The 22,961-nt window shown below is 67.8% G+C and carries 20 protein-coding genes; 9 read left to right on the top strand and 11 right to left on the bottom strand.

The features are described 5' to 3' along the window. Positions 1–86: 86 nt before the first annotated feature. Positions 87–1,868, bottom strand: a complete 1,782-nt coding sequence (gene argS / locus JYG37_RS00820; protein WP_050017796.1) for an arginine--tRNA ligase — start codon at positions 1,866–1,868, stop codon at positions 87–89. Between the two features lie 200 nt (positions 1,869–2,068). Here argS and JYG37_RS00815 point away from each other — a divergent pair, with 200 nt between their 5' ends. Further along, a complete protein-coding gene (locus JYG37_RS00815) occupies positions 2,069–2,392 on the top strand; it encodes a DUF1840 domain-containing protein (RefSeq protein ID WP_006489103.1) in 324 nt (107 codons plus the stop codon). Between the two features lie 94 nt (positions 2,393–2,486). On the opposite strand, the gene metH is transcribed toward JYG37_RS00815, so the two are convergent. The 5 genes from metH to JYG37_RS00790 all read right to left on the bottom strand — a co-directional run bounded on the left by metH (position 2,487) and on the right by JYG37_RS00790 (position 9,261). After that, positions 2,487–5,204: a methionine synthase gene (metH, locus tag JYG37_RS00810; RefSeq protein WP_050017797.1), complete on the bottom strand. Its 2,718-nt coding sequence runs from the start codon at positions 5,202–5,204 to the stop codon at positions 2,487–2,489. Positions 5,205–5,245: 41 nt separating this feature from the next. Beyond that, complete coding sequence (locus JYG37_RS00805; RefSeq protein WP_124640135.1) at positions 5,246–6,313, bottom strand: homocysteine S-methyltransferase family protein; 1,068 nt, start codon at positions 6,311–6,313, stop codon at positions 5,246–5,248. Between the two features lie 203 nt (positions 6,314–6,516). Then, positions 6,517–6,774, bottom strand: coding sequence for a BTH_I0359 family protein (locus tag JYG37_RS00800; RefSeq protein ID WP_006477667.1), 258 nt, complete (start codon positions 6,772–6,774; stop codon positions 6,517–6,519). A 247-nt stretch (positions 6,775–7,021) separates the two neighbouring features. Beyond that, a complete protein-coding gene (locus tag JYG37_RS00795) occupies positions 7,022–8,281 on the bottom strand; it encodes a DUF3108 domain-containing protein (RefSeq protein ID WP_213345797.1) in 1,260 nt (419 codons plus the stop codon). A 113-nt stretch (positions 8,282–8,394) separates the two neighbouring features. Then, a complete protein-coding gene (locus tag JYG37_RS00790) occupies positions 8,395–9,261 on the bottom strand; it encodes an IclR family transcriptional regulator (RefSeq protein WP_027812547.1) in 867 nt (288 codons plus the stop codon). Between the two features lie 130 nt (positions 9,262–9,391). Here JYG37_RS00790 and JYG37_RS00785 point away from each other — a divergent pair, with 130 nt between their 5' ends. The 6 genes from JYG37_RS00785 to rfaE2 all read left to right on the top strand — a co-directional run bounded on the left by JYG37_RS00785 (position 9,392) and on the right by rfaE2 (position 15,424). Then, on the top strand, positions 9,392–10,384 hold the full coding sequence (locus JYG37_RS00785) for a fumarylacetoacetate hydrolase family protein (RefSeq protein ID WP_124556182.1): 993 nt from the start codon (positions 9,392–9,394) through the stop codon (positions 10,382–10,384). A 140-nt stretch (positions 10,385–10,524) separates the two neighbouring features. Next, complete coding sequence (locus JYG37_RS00780) at positions 10,525–11,352, top strand: enoyl-CoA hydratase/isomerase family protein (RefSeq protein ID WP_089488857.1); 828 nt, start codon at positions 10,525–10,527, stop codon at positions 11,350–11,352. An 81-nt stretch (positions 11,353–11,433) separates the two neighbouring features. Next, positions 11,434–12,171, top strand: coding sequence for a PhaM family polyhydroxyalkanoate granule multifunctional regulatory protein (locus tag JYG37_RS00775; RefSeq protein ID WP_213345796.1), 738 nt, complete (start codon positions 11,434–11,436; stop codon positions 12,169–12,171). A gap of 24 nt (positions 12,172–12,195) precedes the next feature. Continuing rightward, on the top strand, positions 12,196–13,422 hold the full coding sequence (locus JYG37_RS00770) for a patatin-like phospholipase family protein (protein WP_050017804.1): 1,227 nt from the start codon (positions 12,196–12,198) through the stop codon (positions 13,420–13,422). 466 nt (positions 13,423–13,888) lie between these two features. After that, the gene (locus JYG37_RS00765; protein ID WP_011353352.1) at positions 13,889–14,767 is read left to right on the top strand and encodes a ferritin family protein; all 879 of its coding nucleotides are present in this window, start codon (positions 13,889–13,891) and stop codon (positions 14,765–14,767) included. A gap of 171 nt (positions 14,768–14,938) precedes the next feature. Further along, a complete protein-coding gene (rfaE2, locus tag JYG37_RS00760) occupies positions 14,939–15,424 on the top strand; it encodes a D-glycero-beta-D-manno-heptose 1-phosphate adenylyltransferase (RefSeq protein WP_012329309.1) in 486 nt (161 codons plus the stop codon). 16 nt (positions 15,425–15,440) lie between these two features. Here the strand turns inward: rfaE2 and JYG37_RS00755 are convergent, their stop codons facing one another. The 3 genes from JYG37_RS00755 to JYG37_RS00745 all read right to left on the bottom strand — a co-directional run bounded on the left by JYG37_RS00755 (position 15,441) and on the right by JYG37_RS00745 (position 17,598). Then, positions 15,441–15,683 (bottom strand): hypothetical protein, encoded by a 243-nt coding sequence (locus tag JYG37_RS00755; protein WP_050018166.1) that lies wholly within the window; start codon positions 15,681–15,683, stop codon positions 15,441–15,443. A gap of 197 nt (positions 15,684–15,880) precedes the next feature. Continuing rightward, positions 15,881–16,681 carry a type III pantothenate kinase gene (locus JYG37_RS00750; protein ID WP_050018165.1) on the bottom strand — a complete coding sequence of 267 codons (801 nt, stop codon included), beginning with the start codon at positions 16,679–16,681 and terminating at the stop codon, positions 15,881–15,883. Then, positions 16,678–17,598: a biotin--[acetyl-CoA-carboxylase] ligase gene (locus tag JYG37_RS00745; RefSeq protein ID WP_213345795.1), complete on the bottom strand. Its 921-nt coding sequence runs from the start codon at positions 17,596–17,598 to the stop codon at positions 16,678–16,680. The genes JYG37_RS00750 and JYG37_RS00745 overlap by 4 nt, the downstream gene beginning before the upstream one ends. A 490-nt stretch (positions 17,599–18,088) precedes the next feature. On the opposite strand from JYG37_RS00745, the gene JYG37_RS00740 reads away from it, so the two are divergent. Both JYG37_RS00740 and JYG37_RS00735 read left to right on the top strand, forming a co-directional pair. Then, positions 18,089–18,694, top strand: coding sequence for a hypothetical protein (locus JYG37_RS00740; RefSeq protein ID WP_235356331.1), 606 nt, complete (start codon positions 18,089–18,091; stop codon positions 18,692–18,694). Next, entirely contained in the window at positions 18,676–19,305 is a 630-nt protein-coding gene (locus JYG37_RS00735; RefSeq protein WP_080334426.1) for a type VI secretion system amidase effector protein Tae4, read from the top strand. The genes JYG37_RS00740 and JYG37_RS00735 overlap by 19 nt, the downstream gene beginning before the upstream one ends. A 500-nt stretch (positions 19,306–19,805) precedes the next feature. Here the strand turns inward: JYG37_RS00735 and JYG37_RS00730 are convergent, their stop codons facing one another. Next, on the bottom strand, positions 19,806–20,657 hold the full coding sequence (locus tag JYG37_RS00730; protein WP_050018163.1) for a tetratricopeptide repeat protein: 852 nt from the start codon (positions 20,655–20,657) through the stop codon (positions 19,806–19,808). Between the two features lie 8 nt (positions 20,658–20,665). After that, positions 20,666–22,735 (bottom strand): bifunctional 2',3'-cyclic-nucleotide 2'-phosphodiesterase/3'-nucleotidase, encoded by a 2,070-nt coding sequence (locus JYG37_RS00725; protein WP_124630930.1) that lies wholly within the window; start codon positions 22,733–22,735, stop codon positions 20,666–20,668. Between the last annotated feature and the right edge of the window lie 226 nt (positions 22,736–22,961).

Here is a 22,961-nt window from a genome sequence, read left to right as displayed (position 1 = left end):
CCGCGGCGGGCATCCGGGCGACGGGCATCCGCCGGCCGGTGCTGCCGCGGCCATTCGCGGCCCGGTTCGGGGCCGCGCTGACATCCTTACATCTTGGCGGGCGCGGATACGCCGAGCACCGCCAGACCGTTCTCGAGCACCTGCCGGGTCGCGGCGAGCAGCGCGGCGCGCGCATTGCGCGGCGCTTCGTCGTCGACCAGCACGCGCTCCGCATTGTAGAACGAGTGGAATTCGCCAGCGAGATCGCGCAAGTAGAACGCGACCGCGTGCGGCGCCAGCTCGTTCGCCGCGTGCGTGAGCATGTCCGGATACTCGGCGAGCTTCTGCATCAGCGATGCCGCTTGCGCGCTCGTCAGTTGCGACAGGTCGGCGCCTGGCAGTTGCGCGACGTCGACGTTGTAGCGCGACTTCAGTTCGTTGAGCACCGAGCAGATCCGCGCATGCGCGTACTGGACGTAATAGACCGGGTTTTCGTCGTTCTGTTTCAGCGCGAGGTCGATGTCGAACACGAACTCGGTATCGGCCTTGCGCGAGATCAGGAAGAAACGCACCGCGTCGCGGCCGCGCGTGATGGTCGCCTCGTCGATCAGGTCGGGTGCCGCTTCCTGGCCCGCGGCCGCGCCGCCCGACCATTCGATCAGGTCGCGCACCGTCACGTAGCTGCCCGCGCGCTTCGAGATCTTCACTTCCTGGCCGTCGCGCATCACCGTGACCATCTTGTGCAGCACGTAGTCGGGATAGCCCTTCGGGATCCCGATGTGCAGCCCCTGCAGGCCGGCGCGCACGCGCGCGATCGTGCCGTGGTGGTCCGAACCCTGGATGTTGATCACCTTCGTGAAGCCGCGCTCCCACTTCGTCACGTGGTACGCGACGTCCGGCACGAAGTACGTGTACGTGCCGTCCGACTTGCGCATCACGCGATCCTTGTCGTCGCCTTCGTCGGTCGTGCGCAGCCACAGCGCGCCGTCCTGCTCGTAGGTCATGCCGGCCTTGACCAGCGCGTCGACCGTCTGCTCGACGCGGCCTTCGCTGTACAGCGACGACTCGAGGTAGTACTGGTCGAACTTCACGCCGAACGCCTGCAGGTCCATGTCCTGCTCGCGACGCAGGTACGTGACCGCGAACTTGCGGATCGCGTCGAGATCCTCGACGTCGCCCGCGCCCTTCACCGGCTCGCCGTCCGACGCGGCGACCGTTTCGCCGTTCAGGTAGTCGCGCGCGATGTCGGCGATGTACTCGCCGTTGTACGCGGCTTCCGGCCAGCCCGCGTCGCCCGGCTTCAGGCCGCGGGCGCGCGCCTGCGTCGAGATCGCCAGGTTGCCGATCTGCACGCCCGCGTCGTTGTAGTAGAACTCGCGGTGTACCGCATAGCCCTGGCTCGCGATCACGTTCGCGAGCACGTCGCCGAGCGCGGCCTGGCGGCCGTGGCCGACGTGCAGCGGGCCGGTCGGGTTGGCCGACACGAATTCGAGCAGCACCTGCTTGCCTTTCTCGCGATCCGACGTGCCGAACGCGCGGCCCTGGTCGAACACGGCGGCGATCACCGCCTGTTTCGCGGCGGCCGACAGGCGCAGGTTGATGAAGCCGGGGCCGGCGATCTCGGCGGCTTCGACGAGGCCTTGCGCGGCCGGCTGCGCGGTCAGTGCGGCGACGATCTGCTCGGCGAGCTGGCGCGGGTTCGCGCCGAGCGGCTTCGCGAGCTGCATCGCGACGTTGCACGCGACGTCGCCGTGCGCGGCGACCTTCGGGCGCTCCAGCGTGATGGCGGGGGCGACGAACGCCGCGTCGGCGCCTTTCAGCGCGTGTGCGACCTGCTTGACGCTATCCGCGAGCAGGGCTTCGAGGGTCTGTTTGTGTGCTGGCAGCATGCTGGTAGAAGGCTTCGTTGGTGGCGGCCGGAAACGCGGGCCCGCCGGCGCGCTTTTTAAGCGCGCGTTTCAGGGATCGCAGAATTTTAACAGGTGCTAATATGCCGCTCAGGCGGCCCGCGTCCGCGAGGCCGGACGCCGGTCTGTCGGCGTTCCCCAACCGCGCCGCGCAGGCACAACAAGATGAAAAGGGAATTGTCATGATTACGTTCAAGAGCAAGGCGGCACAGGATCTCGACGTGCTGAAGGATTTCGCCGTGTATGTGCTGGGTCTCGTCGGCAAGCAGCTGGGCGAGCGCGGTGTCATTACGCACGACGAACTGGACCACGCGATCGCCAAGCTGGAAGGCGCGGTCGCGCAGGCGAAGCAGGAGCGCGCCGAGCACGCCGGCCATTTCCACGAGGACGAAGCCGACCACGCGCACCATGAAGTGCCGCCGAGCCTGGCCCAGCGCGTCGCGCCGTTCCTGACGATGCTGCGCGAAGCGAAGGCCGGCCAGGCCGACGTGCACTGGGGCTTCTGAGCGTCCTTGCCTGGCGGATCGAACGGTTCGCCCGACACGAAAAAAGCCCGCGTTCGAGCGGGCTTTTTCTTTTGTCTGATGAAATTTGCGTCGATCAGAGCTGCGGCGCGAGCGCGCGGCGCGCGTCGTCGAGCGACAGCGCCATACGTTGCGCGTAGTCCTCCAGCTGATCCTGTCCGATTTTCCCGACCGAGAAGTAACGGCTGTCCGGATGTGCGAGGTAGAAGCCCGACACGCTCGCCGCCGGCAGCATCGCCAGCGAATCGGTCACGCTCATGCCGATCTCGTCCGCGTGCAGCACGTCGAACATGTCGCGCTTCACGAGGTGGTCGGGGCAGGCCGGGTAGCCGGGCGCCGGGCGGATGCCCGCATACTTCTCGGCGATCAACGCGTCGTTGTCGAGCGTCTCGCCGCTCGCATAGCCCCACAGCTCGCGCCGCACGCGTGCGTGCATCGCTTCGGCGAACGCTTCCGCGAAGCGGTCGGCGAGCGCCTTCAGCATGATCGCGCTGTAGTCGTCGTGATCGGCTTCGAACTGCTTTTCCTTCACGTCGACGCCGAGGCCGGCCGTCACCGCGAACATCCCGATGTAGTCGGCCACACCCGACTCCTTCGGCGCGATGAAATCGGCGAGCGAACGGTTCGGCCGCATCACGCCGTCGACCACCGGGCGCACGCTCTGCTGGCGCAGATTGCGCCACGTGAGCAGCACTTCCGAGCGCGACTCGTCGCTGTAGATCTCGATGTCGTCGTCGTTGACCGTGTTGGCCGGCAGCAGCGCGATCACGCCGTTCGCGGTCAGCCAGCGGCCCTGGATCAGGCGCGCGAGCATCGACTTGGCGTCGGAGAACACGCGCCGCGCCGATTCGCCGACGATCTCGTCGTTCAGGATCGCCGGGTACGGGCCCGCGAGATCCCAGGTCTGGAAGAACGGGCCCCAGTCGATGTAGTTCGCGAGTTCGTTCAGGTCGTAGTTCCTGAACACGCGGCGGCCGATGAACTTCGGCTTCACCGGCTGGTAGCCGGCCCAGTCGATCTTCGTCTTGTTCGCGCGCGCGTCGGCGAGCGTGACCATCGGCTGCGCCTTGCGGTTCGCGTGCTGGTCGCGAATGCGTTCGTAATCGGACTTCAGCTCGTCGAGATACTTCGCCGCGCCTTCGTCCGACAGCAGGTTCGACGCGACCGACACCGAGCGCGACGCGTCCGGCACGTAGACGACCGGGCCTTCGTAGTGCGGCGCGATCTTCACGGCCGTGTGCACGCGCGACGTCGTCGCGCCGCCGATCAGCAGCGGAATCTTCTTCACGCGGAAGTAGTCGTCGCGCTGCATTTCGGACGCGACGTACGCCATTTCCTCGAGGCTCGGCGTGATGAGGCCCGACAGCCCGATGATGTCCGCGCCCTCGACCTTCGCCTTCGCGAGAATCTCGTTGCACGGGACCATCACGCCCATGTTGACGACTTCGAAGTTGTTGCACTGGAGCACGACCGACACGATGTTCTTGCCGATGTCGTGCACGTCGCCCTTCACGGTCGCGATCACGATCTTGCCCTTCGCGCGCACGTCGCCGCCCGCTTCCGCGAGCAGCCGCTTTTCTTCCTCGATGAACGGGATCAGGTGCGCGACCGCCTGCTTCATCACGCGCGCCGACTTCACGACCTGCGGCAGGAACATCTTGCCCTGGCCGAACAGGTCGCCGACGATGTTCATCCCGTCCATCAGCGGCCCTTCGATCACGTTGATCGGACGGCCGCCGGCCGCGGCGATCTTCGCGCGCACTTCTTCGGTATCCTCGACGATGAAGGTCGTGATGCCGTGCACGAGCGCATGCGAAAGCCGCTTCTCGACCGGCTGGTTGCGCCACTCGAGGTTCTCTTCCTTCTTCGCGCCGCCCGCCTTGAACTTGTCGGCGATTTCGAGCAGACGATCGGTGGAATCGTCGCGGCGGTTCAGGATCACGTCTTCCACGCGCTCGCGCAGCTCCGGGTCGAGATCGGCGTACACGCCGAGCTGGCCCGCGTTCACGATGCCCATGTCCATCCCCGCCTGGATCGCGTGGTACAGGAACACGGTGTGGATCGCCTCGCGCACCGGGTCGTTGCCGCGGAACGAGAACGACACGTTCGACACGCCGCCGCTCACCTTCGCGAACGGCAGGTTCTGCTTGATCCAGCGGGTCGCCTCGATGAAGTCGACCGCGTAGTTGTTGTGCTCCTCGATGCCGGTCGCGACCGCGAAGATGTTCGGGTCGAAGATGATGTCTTCCGGCGGGAAGCCGACTTCGTTCACGAGGAAGTCGTACGAGCGCTTGCAGATCTCGGTCTTGCGCGCGTACGTATCGGCCTGGCCGGTTTCGTCGAACGCCATCACGACCGCGGCCGCGCCGTAGCGGCGGATCAGGTTCGCGTGGTGGCGAAACGCGTCCTCGCCTTCCTTCAGCGAGATCGAGTTCACGATCGCCTTGCCCTGCACGCACTTGAGGCCGGCCTCGATCACGTCCCACTTCGACGAGTCGATCATGATCGGCACGCGCGCGATGTCCGGCTCCGACGCGATCAGGTTCAGGAAGCGCACCATCGCCGCCTTCGAGTCGAGCATCGCCTCGTCCATGTTGATGTCGATCACCTGCGCGCCGTTCTCGACCTGCTGGCGCGCGACGGCGAGCGCCTCGTCGAACTGGCCGTTGAGGATCATCCGTGCGAACGCCTTCGAGCCGGTGACGTTGGTGCGTTCGCCGACGTTGATGAAGAGCGTCCCGGGCGTGACGTTGAACGGCTCGAGGCCGGCAAGGCGCATCATGTGATCGGTCATGGCGGTGCGAATTCTTTTGATGATGGACGTGGGGCGGTCGGTCAGGCGTTGTCGCTGTACTGGTTCGGCCAGCGGCGCGGCTTCACGTCGGCGAGCGCCTTCGCGATCTCGGCGATGTGCTCGGGCGTCGTGCCGCAGCAGCCGCCCGCGAGGTTCACGAGCCCGGCCTGCGCGAATTCCTTCAGCAGGCCCGACGTGACGTCGGGGGTTTCGTCGAAGCCGGTGTCGCTCATCGGGTTCGGCAGGCCCGCGTTCGGGTAGCACGACACGTAGGTGTCGCACAGCTTCGCGAGCTCGGCGATGTACGGGCGCATCAGCGCCGCGCCGAGCGCGCAGTTCAGCCCGAACGTGAGCGGCTTCGCGTGACGCAGCGAATTCCAGAACGCCTCGACCGTCTGGCCCGACAGGATCCGGCCCGACGCATCGGTGACGGTGCCCGAGATCATGATCGGCAGGCGCTCGCCGGTGTTCTCGAACAGCTCGTCGAGCGCGAATAGCGCGGCTTTCGCGTTCAGCGTGTCGAAGATCGTCTCGACGAGGAACAGGTCGACGCCGCCGTCGAGCAGCGCCTTCGCCTGCTGGTAATACGACGTGTGCAGCTCGTCGAACGTGACGTTGCGTGCACCCGGATCGTTGACGTCCGGCGAGATGCTGGCCGTCTTCGGCGTCGGTCCGATCGCGCCCGCGACGAAGCGCGGCTTGGTCGGCGTCGCGTATTTCGCGGCCGATTCGCGCGCAAGCTTCGCCGATTCGACGTTCATCTCGACGACGAGCGCTTCCATCCCGTAGTCGGCCTGGGCGACGGTTGTCGCGCCGAACGTGTTGGTTTCGACGATGTCGGCGCCGGCCGCGAAGTACTGGTCGTGGATCTCGCGGATGATCTGCGGCTGCGTGAGCGACAGCAGCTCGTTGTTGCCCTTGATGTCGCGCGGGAAATCCTTGAAGCGCTCGCCGCGATACGCGGCTTCGTCGAGCTTGTAGCGCTGGATCATCGTGCCCATCGCGCCGTCGAGGATCAGGATGCGCGATTTCAGCAGCGCGGGCAGGGCGGCGCCGCGCGTGTAGCGCGCGTCGAGCGGGACGGAGGCGGCGAGAGGAGTCGCGGACATGGGCGGAAGATCGGCGAAGACGGGAAAACCATCATTGTAGCCGGTGCGTCAAGCGGTCGTCGGCCCTCGCCGCATGGGCCGGACGGGCCGCCAAAGGAAAGCCCCCGCCGGCGAGCCGGACGGGGGCAGGATCGGAGTGCACGCGGCGCCGCATCGATGCGCGGCGAATGGCCCGGCCGCGTGACGCGCCGGGCCGCGAGTCGTCAGTGCAGCACGACGGGCATCATCATCAGGCTGTCGAATTGTCCGAGGAATTCGTCGACCTCGTCGAGCGACGGTTCATCCTCGATCAGCTGCTTCACGTGCGCGCGGAATCGTTCGGCAAGTTCGCCGTCGATGAAGATTTCGCGCTGCGCGTTCTTGTCGACGATTTCGTATCCGCCGGCATTCATCAGGTGATGGCCGGCCTGCGGCGCAAATTCGACGACGCAGTAATTGGGGCTGTTGTAGATCATTTGCATGGCGGCACTCCTCTTCGCAGTGGCATCTGGCCTTGTTGTCCCCTAGGTGGGGCAAGCCTTGCCGGTTTCAAGGGGCTTGCGCTGCACACCCCGTTCTCCCGTTTGCGTGGGGTGTATCGGTTAGAAGCCGATGTCTATCAAACGTTTCTCATTGTGAGCCGGTGGACTGAAATAGTTGTTAAAGAGTGTCATCGGCCATTTCCGGAAAAACTGTAATCGGTCGAAATTGCCGATTCATGTGCGTTTATCACTGTGTGACAGTCGACGCCGCCGGTGGTTGCATCGTCGCGGGCGGTGTCGATGGCGCCGGTTCCGCAGGCGGCGCAGGCGATGCATGGGGCGTCGACGCCGCGGTGGGCGCGTTCGTTGCGCCGCCGGGCGCTGCATCGGCAGGCACGTTCGGTGCGGCGAGGCGGCCGTGCCACAGCAGCTCGATCTGCGCACCGTTCGGCTCGGTCTGCACGAGCCGCGCGGGCAGCCAGCCGAGCGACGGCGCGAGCCACATGTCGATGCGGCGCGTGTCGCCGTCGCGGCGCGGCAGGCGCATGAAGTGGCGCGCGCCGACGATGCCGGCCTGCGTCTGCACCTGCTCGTCGCCGATCACGGTGATCGGCCAGGTCTCGCCGCTGTTGTTGTCGATCACGAAGAACTGCTGCGTGACGCCAGGCTTGTAGGCGGCGGGATTGCCGCGCAGCAGCCCCGACAACTGCATCAGCATGCTGAAGCGGTCCTGCACGCCGTCGGGCAGCGGCGCGTTGTTCGGCGTGCGCGTGAACACCACCTGCCGGATCTCGCGGTTGAAGATCGCGATGTCTTCCGGCCGCTTGCCGCGCTTCTCGACGTAACGGTCGGGCGCGACGCCGAACGCGTCGATGCGGCCTTCGCTGCGATAGGTGAACGGGCCGACGAACGGCACCGGCATCGACACCGACAGGTCGTACGTGTGCCCGTCGGTGCGCCAGTGGATCGTGCCGATCATGTTCTGCATGCCATTGTAGAACGTGTCGTATTGCAGGTCGCCGGATGGCGGCGCGGCGAACTTCACGCCGCTCGTGGCAGGCCCCGGCGTCGCGGCGCTGGCGCCCGCGGCCGACGCGGCCGACGCGGCTTGCGTGCCCGAAGCCCCCGATGCGCCGCTCGCCGCGGATGCGGCGGCCGCCGGCGGTTCGCCGTGCTCGGCCGTTTGCGTGGAGGTGAGGACCGGCTCGTGCGACGGCGCGGGTTTCGGCGGGGCGGCCTCCGGCGCGGCAGCCTTGGGTGCGGCCGGACGTTCGACCGGCTTCGGTTCCGGTGGCGCAGGCTGGCGCTCGATCGGTTGCGGTTTCAGCAGTTCGATCTGCACGGGGATCTCAGCGGACGGCGGCGGCGTGAACGATTCGCGGTTGCGCATCAGCCAGAATCCGGCAAGCGCGTGCAGTACCAGCACGGCGACCAGCGCGACGCCCACGCGCAGCCAGCGGCGGGGCAGGGCGTGACTCGGGCGAAGGTCGGCAGGCTGGTTGGGCATCGGAACAGGGTCGGGCGCGTGGGTGACGTCGGGCGCGCGGCGCGCGCCACAGGAATCGGACCGCCGGATGCGCTGCGCGTTCGCGAGGCGTGACGTCGCGTGAACCGGATGTGTCAGGCGTCGCGTGCGTCGGGACTATAGCCGAGTTCGTAAGACAGTTTCTGCGCGCATGCGCGCAGCGCGGTGTCGATCTCGCCGCCCCACGCGATGTCGAACGAGCCTTCCTGGCCGAGCGCGACGATCGCGAGCGCCAGTTCGCCGACTGCGTCGAACACGGGCATGCAGAACGCATGGATCGTCGGCAGCAGCATCCCTTCGACGCGCGCGGCCTGGTGCTCGCGCACGTCGGCGAGCACCGCGTCGACTTCGTCGAGCGTGCGCGGGCCGCCGTGGTGCGGCGAGCGGCGCGTATCGGCGAGTTCGCGCTCGAGCATCGCGGCGGTCTTGCTGCGCGGCAGGTACGCGGCGAATAGCAGGCCCGTCGCGGAGCCGAGCAGCGGCATCACGTCGCCGAGCTTCAGCGACGCCTTCGCCGGATGGCTCGATTCCATCCAGTGCACGATCGTCGGCCCCTGGTTGCCCCATACCGCGATGCCGACCGTCTGGTCGAGGCGGTCGCGGAATTCGGTCAGCGCGATCCGCGCGAGCTTCACGCCGTCGACGCGTGCGAGCCGCGCGAGGCCCATCTGCAGCGCGAAGCCGCCGAGCTCGTAGCGGCCCGAGACGGGGTCCTGCGACACGACGCCGAGCCGCGAGAAGCTGACCAGGTAGCGGTGCGCCTTCGCCGGGCTCATGCCCGCGCGCTGCGCGAGATCGCGCAGCATCATCGCGCGCGGCTCGCTCGTCAGCACGTCGAGCAGGCGGAAGCCGACCTCGATCGACTGGATGCCGGAACGGACCTTCTCGCCGTGTTCGCCGGAAGCGGCGTCGTCGGTATCGGAGTCGGCGAGATCGTCGTCGGGGAGCGGGCTGGCGGGCATGGGCAACGGGTGCGCGAAAATGCGACAGGAAACGGGGCGAAAACGGCGTGCGCGATCATGGCGCGCCGCAGGGATTCACCATCGTAAAATAGATTCCCTCCATCGTCACTACAACGGCAGAGTCCCCCCTATGAAACTTGCTTCGCTGAAGGACGGCACGCGCGACGGCCAGCTGATCGTCGTGTCGCGCGACCTGCACACCGCGGCGATCGCCGACGCGATCGCGCCGACGCTGCAGCGTGTCCTCGACGACTGGGCGTTCTACGCGCCGCAGCTGCGCGACCTGTACGACGCGCTGAACCACGGCCGCGCGCGCAACGCGTTCGCGTTCGATCCGGCCAACTGCATGGCGCCGCTGCCGCGCGCGTTCCAGTGGGCCGACGGCTCCGCGTACGTGAACCACGTCGAGCTCGTGCGCCGCGCGCGCGGCGCCGAGATGCCGCCCGAGTTCTGGACCGATCCGCTGATGTACCAGGGCGGCAGCGACGATTTCCTGGGGCCGCGCGACGACGTCGTATGCCCGTCCGAGGAATGGGGCATCGATTTCGAGGCGGAAGTCGCGGTGATCACCGGCGACGTGCCGATGAGCGCGTCGCCCGACGACGCGCTGAAGGCCGTGCGGCTCGTCACGCTCGTGAACGACGTGTCGCTGCGCAACCTGATTCCGGCCGAACTCGCGAAGGGCTTCGGCTTCTTCCAGAGCAAGCCGGCCACCGCGTTCGCGCCGGTCGCCGTCACGCCCGACGAGCTCGGCGACGAATGGCGCGAGGGCCGCGTGCACCGCCCGATGATCGTCCACTGGAACGGCAAGAAGGTCGGCCAGCCCGACGCCGGCACCGACATGGTGTTCCACTTCGGCCAGTTGATCGCGCACGCGGCTAAGACGCGCAACCTGCGCGCCGGCTCGATCGTCGGCTCCGGTACGGTATCGAACAAGGACGCGAAGCGCGGCTACTGCTGCATCGCCGAGAAGCGCTGCCTCGAGACGATCGAGCACGGCGCGCCGCAGACCGAGTTCATGCGCCATGGCGACACCGTGCGCATCGAGATGTTCGACGCGGCCGGCAAGTCGATCTTCGGCGCGATCGAGCAGTCGGTTTCCCCGCCCGACGGCGCGGCATAAGCGGCGCGGTACGTAACGCAACGCGACGCGACGGCGAACCCCGGCTTCGGCCCGCGCGCCGGGTTTCGCCCGATGTTTGACCGCGCGGGCTTGGCTACACTCGATTCAAGCGTTCGAGCACCTCGAACAAGGAGCAGCAGATGGCCGATCTCGCCGCGTACGGCGGTTACGAAGCACTGAAGGTGACGCGTCGCGACCATGGGGTGCTCGACATCGTGATGAGCGGCGAGGGCGCGAACCGCAGCGGCCTCGCGACCGCGAACGCGCGCATGCATCGCGAACTCGCCGACATCTGGCGCGACGTCGATCGCGATCCCGACACGCGCGTCGCGGTGATCCGCGGCGAAGGCAAGGGCTTTTCGGCGGGCGGCGATCTCGCGCTCGTCGAGGACATGGCGAACGATTTCGACGTGCGCGCCCGCGTGTGGCGCGAGGCGCGCGACCTCGTCTACAACGTGATCAACTGCAGCAAGCCGATCGTGTCGGCGATGCACGGGCCGGCCGTCGGCGCGGGGCTCGTCGCCGGGCTGCTCGCCGACATCTCGATCGCCGCGAAGGATGCGCGCATCATCGACGGCCATACGCGGCTCGGCGTCGCGGCCGGCGACCACGCGGCGATCGTGTGGCCGCTGCTGTGCGGGATGGCGAAGGCGAAGTACTACCTGATGCTGTGCGAGCCCGTGAGCGGCGAGGAGGCCGAGCGGATCGGGCTGGTCTCGCTCGCGGTCGCGCCGGCCGACCTGCTGCCGAAGGCATACGAAGTGGCCGAGCGGCTCGCGCACGGTTCGCAGTCGGCGATCCGCTGGACCAAGTACGCGCTGAACAACTGGCTGCGCACGGCCGGGCCGACCTTCGATACGTCGCTCGCGCTCGAATTCATGGGTTTTTCGGGGCCCGACGTGCAGGAAGGCATCCGCTCGCTGCGCGAACGGCGCCCGCCCGCGTTCCCCGGCGACGCGCCGTTCTGACGTGCGCGCTATGATCGAATCACGCGCGGCTGCGCGACGCACGGCGGCCGCCTCGTTCCCCCAGTCAACCAGGATGCCCGTATGACGACCGATGCCTCCGGCGCCAACCCTTTCGCCGGCTTTGCCGGGTTCCAGCCCGCCGACATGATGGACCGGATGTGGGACATGATGCGGATGTCGCCGTTCGGCGGGATGGCGCCGTTTCCGGGCGCCACGCACGGGCTGCCGCCGTCGCTGTCGAGCATGTCCGACATGATGTCGCCGCTCACGAACGTCGAGGAACTCGACAAGCGGATCACCGATCTGCGCGCGGTCGAGCAGTGGCTGAAGCTCAATCTCGGGATGCTGCAGTCCGCGATCCAGGCGCTCGAGGTGCAGCGCGCGACGCTCGCGACGCTGCGCGCGTTCGGCGCGTTCGCGCAAAGCTCGATGTCGGCGGCCGAGGAAGCGGCCGTGGCCGCCGCGCAGGCCGCGAAACCCGCGTCGGCGGGCGAGGCCGCGCCCGCGGCCGATGCGGCCGATGCGGCGGAAGACGACCCCGCGCAGCAGCCGTTCGACCCGTCCGGCTGGTGGAACCTGCTGCAGACGCAATTCAACCAGCTCGCGAGCCTCGCGATGGCGCAACCGGGCATGCAGCCTGCGGCCGGACGCCGCGCCGCCGGAGGCCGCCGCCGCGCCGGGCCCGGGCCCGCGACGAAGTCCGCCGCGGCCGCGCCGCGCAAGCGCGCCGCGAAGCGCGCGAAGCCGTCCGGTTCGGCCGCGGCGCGCGCGGCGGCCGCGTCGTCGCCCGAAACGCGTCCGCCGAAGCGCTCGACGTGATGCGGCGCAGCTAGGCGGTCGATCATGCGACTCGCGCTCGTTCTGATGGGGGGCGGCGCGCGCGCCGCATACCAGGTCGGCGTGCTGAAGGCGCTGGCCGAAATCGCGCGCGAGGCCGATCCGCAGCGGCATACGGTGCCGTTCGCGGTGATCTGCGGTTCGTCGGCCGGCGCGATCAACGCGACGTCGATCGCGAGCCACGCGGACGACTTTTCCCACGGCGTGCGGCGCCTGCTCGAATTCTGGGAGCCGCTGCGCGCCGATTACGTGTATCGCACCGACTGGCTCGGCATCGCGGGCGCCGGCGCGCGCTGGCTCGCGACGATGACGTTCGGCTGGGCGGCCCGCCGCTCGCCGCGCGGGCTGCTCGACAACACGCCGCTTGCGCACCTGCTGCAGCGCGAGCTGAGCTTCCACCGGATCGAGCAGATGCTCGAGGCGCGTCTGCTGCACGCGCTCGCGGTCACCGCGCTCAGCTATTCGAGCGGCCGGCACCTCACGTTCTACCAGGCCGCCGAGCCGATCCAGGCGTGGCGGCGCGCGCAGCGCACCGCGCGGCTCGTCGACCTGTCGGCGTCGCACCTGCTCGCGTCGTCGGCCATTCCGTTCGTGTTTCCCGCCGTGCCGCTCGTGCTCGACGGACAGGTCGAGTACTTCGGCGACGGCTCGATCCGGCAGATCGCGCCGCTGTCGCCGGCGATCCACTTCGGCGCGGACCGGATCGTCGTCGTCGGTGCGGCCGATCCGCGGCCCGAGATCCCGGCCGCGAACGGCACGGGACGGGCCCGTGGCTACCCGACGCTCGCGCAGATCGGCCAGCAGGTGCTCGCGAGCGTGTTTCTCGACTCGATCGGCTCGGACATCGAACGGATCGAGCACATCAACCAGATGATCGAGCACCTGCCGCACCAGGTCGAGATCGACAGCGGCTGGCGGCACGTCGACGTGCTCGCGATCGCGCCGTCCGAGCGCATCGAGCTGATCGCCGCGAAACACCTGAAGCAGATGCCGGCGACGATGCGCGGGCTGCTCGGCGCGATCGGCGGCAGCCAGCCGACCGGCGCATCGTTCGCCAGCTACCTGCTGTTCGAGGAAGCGTTCACGCGCGAGCTGATCGAGCTCGGCTACCGCGACGGCCGGGCCCAGCGGGAGACGCTCGCCGGCTGGATTGCCGGGGCGGACGGCGGCAGCGCGCCGGCGGCCGGCACGCCGCCGGAAGACGGCCTCGCGACCGGCGAAATACGGGTCTGACACGCGAAGGCGCACTGTAAGGTTGCGTTTTCGCGACGGTGGGCCGCGACCGATCGCCGCACCGAGGTAGGCGGCGCGCGACCGGCCGGGCGTCTCGGAACCGTCATGCACGCGTGCTATCATGGCCGCCGCCGTATACACCATATCGAGCAGCCCGCCGATCCGGCATCCGCACGGGGACCTTTCGGGGAACCCGCCTGGGGCAGGGGACGGGCGCGCCAACGAGCCGGCCAGCGCCGGCCCCCACTCAGGCAAGCGCGGCCGGCTTCGTCCGAACGGAGCGGGTTGCGGCATGCCCAACGGCGGCAACGCGGCCGCCTGGCTGCCGGACGAGGAATCGACGTCCGGCGGGCCGGTTTCCCGCGTAAAATTACAGTCTTGGCTGCAAAAAGCGCGCGTGGCGCGCTTGCGCGGCAACAGTCACGTTTAGAGAAGTCGCATTGCGCAGAACAGGGGTGGGACCATCATGAACACCATGCTTTATCCGGAACTTTACAGGTCGCTCGAAGCTGTCCGCTGGGACATGGAGAAGGACATTCCGTGGGACAAGTTCGACGCTTCGCTGCTCACCGACGAGCAGGCGAAGACGATCAAGATGAACGCGATCACCGAATGGTCGGCGCTGCCCGCGACGGAGATGTTCCTGCGCGACAACCAGCACGACAGCGATTTTTCCGCGTTCATGAGCGTGTGGTTCTTCGAGGAGCAGAAGCATTCGCTCGTGCTGATGGAATACCTGCGCCGCTTCAAGCCGGAGATGGTGCCGACCGAAGAGGAACTGCACGCGGTGCGCTTCCAGTTCGATCCGGCGCCGCCGCTCGAGACGCTGATGCTGCACTTCTGCGGCGAAATCCGCCTGAACCACTGGTACCGTTGCGCGGCCGACTGGCACACCGAGCCCGTCATCAAGCAGATCTACGAAACGATTTCGCGCGATGAAGCGCGTCACGGCGGCGCGTACCTGCGCTATATGAAGAAAGCGCTGAACAACTGCGGCGACGTCGCCCGCGCCGCATTCGCGAAGATCGGCGTGCTGATGGCGTCGGCGCGCCGCACCGAGAAGCCGCTGCACCCGACCAACCTGCACGTGAACCAGGCGCTGTTCCCGCGCGACACCGTGCAGTCGCGCCTGCCCGATCCGGAATGGCTCGAGCGCTGGCTCGACGAGCAGATCCGTTTCGACGGCGAGTGGGAGAAGAAGGTCGTCGAGCGGATCCTGCACAACCTGTCGATCCTGTTCGAGCGCACGTTCGCGACCGCGCAGGAACTGAACCGCTACCGCAAGGAAGTCACCGGTCGCCTGCAGGCCGAAAGCGGCCCGTCGTCGGCCGCGCAGCCGGCCTGAGGCTGGCCGGCGCCGCCGGCGCAAGTCGGGTCCGATTCGCACCCGATTCGCGCGCGGCTCACGGCACACCGTGTCGCGTTCGTTGCATGAAGCCCGCCCGGCCGGTCCGGCGGGCTTTTTATCGGGCGCCGCCGTCGCGCGCGCCGTCGTTCATTCCGTCCGATCTCCATCATGTCCGCCACCTTCGAACGCAAGCTGATCACCCGTGATGCCCTCGTTGCACTGCGCGCGTCGCTGCCGTCGCCCGTCGTGTTCACCAACGGCGTGTTCGACATCCTGCATCGCGGTCACGTCACGTATCTCGCCGATGCGAAAGCGCTCGGCGCGTGCCTGATCGTCGGCGTGAACAGCGATGCGTCGGTGCGCATGCTCGGCAAGGGCGACGACCGGCCGATCAACCGCGAAGAGGATCGTGCGGCATTGCTGGCGGCGCTGGAAAGCGTCGACTGGGTCGTGACGTTCGGGGAAAAGACGCCCGTGTCGCTGATCGAGGCCGTCCGTCCGGACATCCTCGTGAAGGGCGGCGATTACGACATGGACGCGCTGCCGGAATCCGCGCTCGTGCGCGGCTGGGGCGGCCGGGCGCTCGCGATTCCGTTCGAGCACGACCGCTCGACCACTGCGTTGCTGAAGAAGGTGCGCGCGCAACAGTCCTGAGCGCGGCCCGGCGCCGTCACGGGGTCGATGCCGCGAGCGGTGCGGTCGTGACGGCCGGCGCGGCGATCGGGCCGCCGACGACGGGCTGGTCGGTTGCCCGCGCGAGCGGGGTCACGCGCAATGCGTCGGGCTGCACCTGCCGCGACAGCACGCCGGGCTCGCGCGGGCCGGCCGCCGGCAGCGGCCCGAACACGCCGCGCGCCACCACGAACGCGAGCATGTTGGCGAGAAAGAGAACAGCGATCAGCCAGCGCAGCATCGTCGAAACTCCTTGTCGTCATCGACGTGGTTGACGTCGTTCAGTCGAGCCGGCCGCATGGCCGGCTTCTTTCATGGCTTCTGTCGACCATGCGTGCGGGCCGCTGGTGCGGCACCGCGCGTATTGCATCGTCGGCGTGACGTGGGCCCGCTTCGGTCTGCGTCGCCACGCGCCGCCGGGATGCCGGCGCCTTTACATCAATCCTGCGCCGTCGCCGGGCCGGCCGCGTCCGTTGCGATCAGCGCGAGCCCGGACAGGATCAGCGTGTCATGCCGCGTATGCGGGACCGTCAGCGCACGCGCGACGTCGTCCGCCGCACCGCCGGCCAGCACGAGCCGCACCGGCGCCTGCCACGCGGCGACGAGATCGCGCCACGCGCGTTCGATCAGCCCGGCCTGTGCGTACAGGCAGCCGGCCGACAACGAGCGCGGCGTATCGACCTGGAACGGTTCGGCCTGCGCGCCCGCAAGCAGGCCGCTGGCGATATCGGTGGTCAGCGTCGGCAACTGCGCGGTGTGCGTGCCGAGCGCGCGCATCATCAGCGCCCAGCCCGGCGCGATCAGGCCGCCGGTGAAGCGGCCGTCCGCGCGCAGTGCCTCGAGCGTCGTCGCGGTGCCGAACGTCGCGATCAGCAGATGCTCGCCCGGAAACGCCGCATGCGCGCCGATTAGGCCGGCCCACCGGTCGCTGCCGAGTTGGTCGGGCGTCGTATAGCCGTTCGTCACGCCGCATTGCGCGGGGCGCGAGCGGATCGTCGTGCGCGGCACGCCCGGCCAGCGCGCGTCGAGCAGCGCGTCGAGCCGTGCGGCCACGTCGGCGCCCGCGACGTTCGAGATCCACGCGCCGCGCGGTCGCGGCAGCATCGACCAGTCGGGATCGGCGCCGCCGTCGCGCGTGTGGCCGAACGCACCCGTGTCGACGAGCGTGCGCCGCGCGTCGGTGAGCGCCCACTTGATCCGGCTGTTGCCGGCGTCGATCAGCAGGTGCGGTTCGCTCATTGCGCTTCGCGCAGCGATACGTCGCCGGCTGCGATCGTTTGTACGCCGCTCGGCGTGTCGAGCAGCAGCTGCCCGGTCGTGTCGATGCCCGTCGCGATGCCGCGCGCGCGTTCGACGCCCTGTTCGAGCAGCACGACTTCGCGGCCCGCGTACGCGTGCAGTGCGTGCCAGCGTGGCAGGAACGGTGCGAGGCCGTCGGTGCCGAACTGCGCGAGCGCGGGCGTGAGCGCGTTCAGCGACGCGGAGAGCGTATCGGTGAGGTTCGCCGACGCGCACGCGATCGACAGCGCGGCGGGCGGTAGCCCGCTCGCGAGCGTGGCTTCGCGCGCGCGCAGCGCGTCGACCTGCGCGGCGACGGCTTCTGCGCCGCGCACGTTGATGCCGAAGCCGATCACGACGGCGGTGGCGTCGGCGGTGGTCCAGACGGTTTCGATCAGGATCCCGGCGAGCTTGCCGACGATGCGCGGCGCGCCGTCGTCGGCGGCCGTCAGCAGCAGGTCGTTCGGCCATTTGAGCGCGACGCGCATGCGGGCGTCGAGCGGCAGCGTGGCCAGCCCTTCGGCGAGCGCGACGCCGATCGCAATGCTGAGGCCGCCTAGCGCGTCGATGGCGCGCGGCACGATGCAGCCGACCGAGCACAGCAGCGCATTGCCGGGCTGCGCGAACCACGGGCGGCCCTGCCGGCCGCGGCCGGCCGTCTGCTCGAACGCGACGCGCACGAGCGGCGCGGGCAACGCGTTCGCGCTGCGCGGCAGCGCCTTGAGCCGCGTCGCGACGTCGGCGTTGGTCGAACCGGTGGCGGCGACGATGTCGAGCGGCCACGCACGCGGCGCGGCGTCCAGGTGCGCCTCGAGCCGGTTGCGCGCGATGTGCGCGTCGCCGGAATCGGGCGTGTCGGAGGAGGTGGGGGCGTTCATGGCGCCTATTGTAGCGACAGGGGGCGTGGGCGCGTCGGCAAGTGGGGCGACGGTCATTTCCTCCGGCGGCAGGGGCTGATTGATGTGCGACGCTTCGCGCGAATGTGTTCGTGCCGAATCGAGAGAAGTTGCATTCGGGTAGTCGAGTGCATATGAGCTGGAATCACCGTAGCGCCGACATTCCGGTTGATCGATTGACGAAACGTCGTCGACCGATATCGATTGATCGGGATTTCGAATTCGTATGATGGATTTCCTTGTGCCGGTCGTGCATTTTGGTGCGATGAGATTTGCGCTGATAGCGACGAGAGGGAATCCGGATGAATGATGGCCAGCAATGGTTACTCGAGTCTTCGTTGGCTGTTGTCGGCCGATTGATGGCTAGTGGCGGCCGGTATGCGGCTGGCAGGCCGACCGTCGTCGGATGTGCGGCGCCCGGTACTTTCGCAGATGAGCGTTGCTCGGGCGCGATGAGCCGAGGTGGCGCCGCATGATCCGCTACTTCCTCGCCAAGGGCGATCGGGGTGGCAGCGCGACGATCACCGAGGGACTGGAATACGTCACGTGTTCCAATCCGCCGCCGCGTGTGCAGATCGCCACGCTCTACATGAAAACCTACTGCACGGCTTGCGAGCAGGTTGGGTTTGTCGCGCCGAAAGGTCCGCGCTTGCCTGGCAGGGCACCGAATGGTCAGGGATGGGCGTTGAGTGGGGATATCAATGCATGCGGGTGCAATCCGCCGCCGGTGTTCTATGCCGAGCGGGGCATGAGGATGATCCTGACTTCGCATGAGGCGACTGAGCTTCTGGAGAATAGACACACTCCAACGCCCGAGGACGAAGCGCCGGTTGCGACGGCGAGAGCGGATATCACGCTCGATTACGACGAACAGGTACGTGTCGGCATCGGCACGACGTTGCCGCAAAGCTATCCCTATTTGATCGAAATGACCGACGGACGCACGTATGCGGGGCGTGTCGGTACGAATGGCCAACTGCCACGCATCGGTACCGAGCCCGCTGGCAGTTATACGATCTATTGGGGCGAAGATGCGCTCGCCCACCCAGACTGGACGCCATGCCCAACAGACCGATAACGGTGAGAGCGAATACGATCCCTCGATCCACCAAGGTAGTACAGCTTCACGCGGTGACATTCAAATCGTTGTGGGATGCCTATCCATCAGGGAATCCATACAACGATCCGGCCTATACGAATCAGTGCGCTATTCGTATAAGTGTCGCCTTGCACCGTGTTGGTGTCGACATGAAGTCATTTTCATCGAGGCTCGTCAGGCCTCTCGGCGGTCAACGTAGTATTGGGCGAATTCTGTTGAATGGAAAGGCAACGGCCACGCGCGCCAATGAACTCGGCTCGTGGCTCAACCTGCAGCCATTTGCCGGTCTCGGAAGGGCGGAGGTGATTACCGGAGCGGACTGGGAGGCGAAAATAAAAGGGCGTACTGGTATTGTGATGTTCGATGGTTACTGGGCGCGTGCAGGCGAGTCGGAATTGAATGCGAGCGGCGGTCACATTGATCTTTGGAATGGCTCTCGAATGACGATGAATGGTTTCTGGGGTGCGGCGTCGACGATAGGGCGATATATCGGGATGGTGTCGTTTCGGCAAGGAGCGAATGTCTTCCCAAGTCTCAGCTATTCCGATCTCGGGAAATCGAATTCAGTCTTGTTTTGGGAGATCAAGTGAAGCGGTTTGCGATTGCGCTTTTGGGGGGGCTTGGTGGTTTGCTGTTAACTTGGCTTTACCTCTACGTTTACAGCCATATCAATTGGCCGAAACTTGCAGGCACACCGGCTCGCGGTTGTTACGAGATCGACAAGTGCCCGACCTCATGGTGGCAGGGAGTATTGTTTCTGGCGTACTTGCTGGGGCCTGCCTTGTTTTTCTGCGTCGTCAATGTACTGGCGTATAGACGCTGGTCATGCAAGAGATGGAGCACCACGCTCAGCATTGGAACCATACTCGCGGGCCTGTTCTACCTTGAGCCCTATGTTTCCCGGCTGCTTAAGTGGCGTACCGGATGAACAGAAGATCCTTCACCGGTCGAACGGTTGGTGCGCCACTGCCGTCGCGCAGGCCGATTCCGGTTGCGGGGATCGATACCAATGCGCGGTGCGAGGATGACGCATGCGAAGCAATCACCGTTCGGCCGGGTCACGCCCACGCGCCCCCCGGCCGAACGGCCGTCACGGCGCAACCACCGGGTGCTTCAGCGCGTGCGCGGTCTCGATCCACTGCGCGTGGAATTCGTCCGCATCGGGCCGAAGCCCGAGTTCGCCGTTGCGATAGGCCATCGCGAGCGTCTGCACGGCTTCCGGCAGCTCGTGCTCGGCGGCGCGGCGATACAGCGCGAGCGCGCGCGCGTCGTCGCGCGGCACGCCGCTGCCGTCGCGGTACGCGTTCGCGAGCATGAAGTCGGCGGCCGGGATGTCCGCGCGCGACGCGATGTCGAACCAGTGCGCGGCTTGCACCGGGTCGGCCGCGATGCCGTAGCCGCTGCGGTAGATCAGCCCGAGGTAATACGCGGCGGCCGGGTCGCCGTCCGAGGCCGCTGCACCGAGCAGCGTCCGGGCGCGCGCATAGTCTTTCGGGAGATCGCCGCTGCCGAGCAGCAACGCCTTGCCGAGCGCGAGCTGCGCGCGCCGCGCAGCCGGCGCGTCGGCCGTGTCGGCCTTGTCCGCCGCCGCGGCCGTTTCCAGCCAGCCGCGCCCCTCGTCGCGCAGCCCCGGTTCATGCGCATCGACGAGCGCGATGCCGAGCGCCGCCTGCGCGGCGCCCGAGCCGCGGCGCGCGAGCGTGCGCAACTGCGCCAGCGCATGCGGCTCGGTCGCCTGCGTGACCATCGCCTGCCATTCGTCGAGCTGCGCGGCGCTCGGCGCGGGGCCGGCGCCGCGCAGGCCGGTCGCCGCGACGACGGCCGCGACGGTCACGGCCGCCGTCGCGAGCAGCGCGGCGGGCGGGAGTTTCGCGCGCAGCACGCGCCGCGCGGCGGCGGCGAAGCCGGTTTCGGCGGGCCGCATCGTCCGGATCGGTTGCATCGTGTGTCTCATTGCGTGAGGTCGATCTCGTAGGTCGCGAGGTTCTTGCCCGAGCCGTCGTCGGCCGCGACCTGCGTGATGCCGGTCAGGCCGGCCGCCGCCGCGTCGCCGAGGCGGTTCGGCGCGGACGCGAACCGCACGTGCGCGACCGAGCTCGCGAGCTTCGTGAAGCGCCAGCTGCGCTGCGCGCCGTCGGCCGCGCGCGTGATCGCGCCGCGCTTCTTGATGAACGCGATCAGCACGTCGCGGTTCGCGTCGGGCGACGCGAAGATCGTCTTGCTGCCGTCGAGGCCCGGGAAATTGCCGCCGCCGCTCGCGCGGTAGTTGTTGGTCGCGACGATGAACTGCGCGTTCGGGTCGATCGGCACGCCCTTGTACGTCAGGTTCCGGATCCGGCTGCCGACCGGCTGCGTGACGTCGATTTCATACGCGAGATCGGCCGACGTGAACATGTCGAAGTTGTAGCCGGGGAAGGTGCTGACGAGCGGCTGCACGGTGGCCTTGGTCGGGTCGATCGTGTTGAAGCGCTTCGCGGCCGTCTCGAGCCAGTTCTTCACGTCGGCGCCGCTCACCTTCACCGCGTACACGGTGTTCGGATACAGGTACAGGTCGGCCGCGTTGTTGATCGCGAGCGCGCCCGGCGCGACGTCGGTGTAGTCGGTGCCGCCGCCGAAGCCGCTCTTGAACGGCGCGCTGACCGACAGCACCGGCAGCGACGCGTACTGCGGCAGGTTCGCCTGCACGTAGGTCTTCACGTAGTCGGCCTGCGCCTCGTTGACGATCTGGATCGCGCCCGGATCGCCGACGTCCGCGAAGTACGAGTTCATCCGGTAGTCGGTCGAGCCGATCGGCGTCTTCACGTAGTCGATCGTCGCCTGGTGCTCGGCCGCGATCGCGGTGGAGACCGACGGGTCGGCCGCGACGTAGCTCTTGTCGGCGTTCTGGATCGGCCGCGCCTCGACGGTCGTTAGCGACTTGTCGACGATCCACGTCTTGCCGTCGAACTTAAGGCCAAGCTTGATCACGCCGAGGTGCTTGCCCCAGTAGTTGGCCATCACGGTCGGCACGCCGTTGACGGTGCCCTTGACCTTGTCGACGCCCGGCAGGTTGAACTGCGCGACGGTGCTGTTCGCGTCCGGAAACACCTGGTGCGAGTGGCCGATCAGCATCGCGTCGATGCCGGACACCTTCGACAGCCACCAGCTGCCGTTTTCCATCGTCGGCGAGTACGCGGAATTGTCGAGGCCGCCGTGCGAGATCGCGACGACGAGATCGGCGCCCTTCGCGCGCATCTCCGGAATGTACTTCTCGGCCGCTTCCTTCAGCCCGGTCGTATAGACCTTGCCGTCGAGCCAGCGCTTGTCCCAGTTCATGATCGCGGGCGGCGTGAAGCCGATGATGCCGATCTTCACGGGCGCGCTGACCGTCTTGCCGTCCGGCGTCGTGGCCGTCACCGTGCGCGTCAGGATCGTGTACGGCGTGAACAGCGGCGCATTGGTCTTCGCGCTGATCACGTTCGCGAGCACCTGCGGGAAGTTCGGGCCCGCGCACTTCTTCTGCTGGGCGGGCGCGGGCAGGCCGTCGACCTCGAACGTGTTGCCGGTCACCTGCGACAGGTACGGCAGCCCGTAGTTGAACTCGTGGTTGCCGATCCCGCCGCCGTCGAATTTCGCGGCGTTCATCACCTTGTAGATCGCGAGCGTCTGGTCGCAGCCGACCGGCTTAACCAGCGCCTGGTAGTCCGACAGCGCGGTGCCCTGGATCGTGTCGCCGTTGTCGAGCAGCAGCGTGTTCGGGTACTGCTTGCGCGCCTGCGCGATCAGCGTCGACACGCGCTCGAAGCCGAGCGAATTGTCGGCGGCGAGCTTGAAATAGTCGTACGACAGCACGTTGGTGTGCAGGTCGGTCGTCTCGAGCAGCGCGAGCGTGGCCGTCGTGCCGACGGGCGCCTGGGCCTCGGGCTGCGACGGCGGCGTGGCGGTGACGTCGTCGCCGCCGCAGCCGGCGAGGACGAAGGCGAGGCTGGCGAGCGCGGCGGCGGCCGGCACGTGGCGGCGGGAAAGCGGGGGGAGACGCATCGGTTGTCCTGTTCGGTGTTCTGTTTTATGAAACGCGAGGTACGCACGAATGGCGGCGCGGCGCGCCGACGGCCTGAGGTGCGGCGCGTGAGAGTATCGAAAGGAAACGTGACGGAACAATGAAAGGTCGCGACGCCGGCCGCTGGCCGAGGCCCACGGCGGCTTCGGGCCGGTCCCGGCCGGCATGCCCGGCCCGGCGCCGCGGCCGGGCATGCCGGCCGTAATC

Source organism: Burkholderia sp. LAS2, from assembly GCF_018417615.1.
In the GTDB taxonomy this organism is placed as follows: Bacteria; Pseudomonadota; Gammaproteobacteria; order Burkholderiales; family Burkholderiaceae; genus Burkholderia; species Burkholderia sola.
This window is presented reverse-complemented; position numbering and strand designations above follow the sequence as displayed.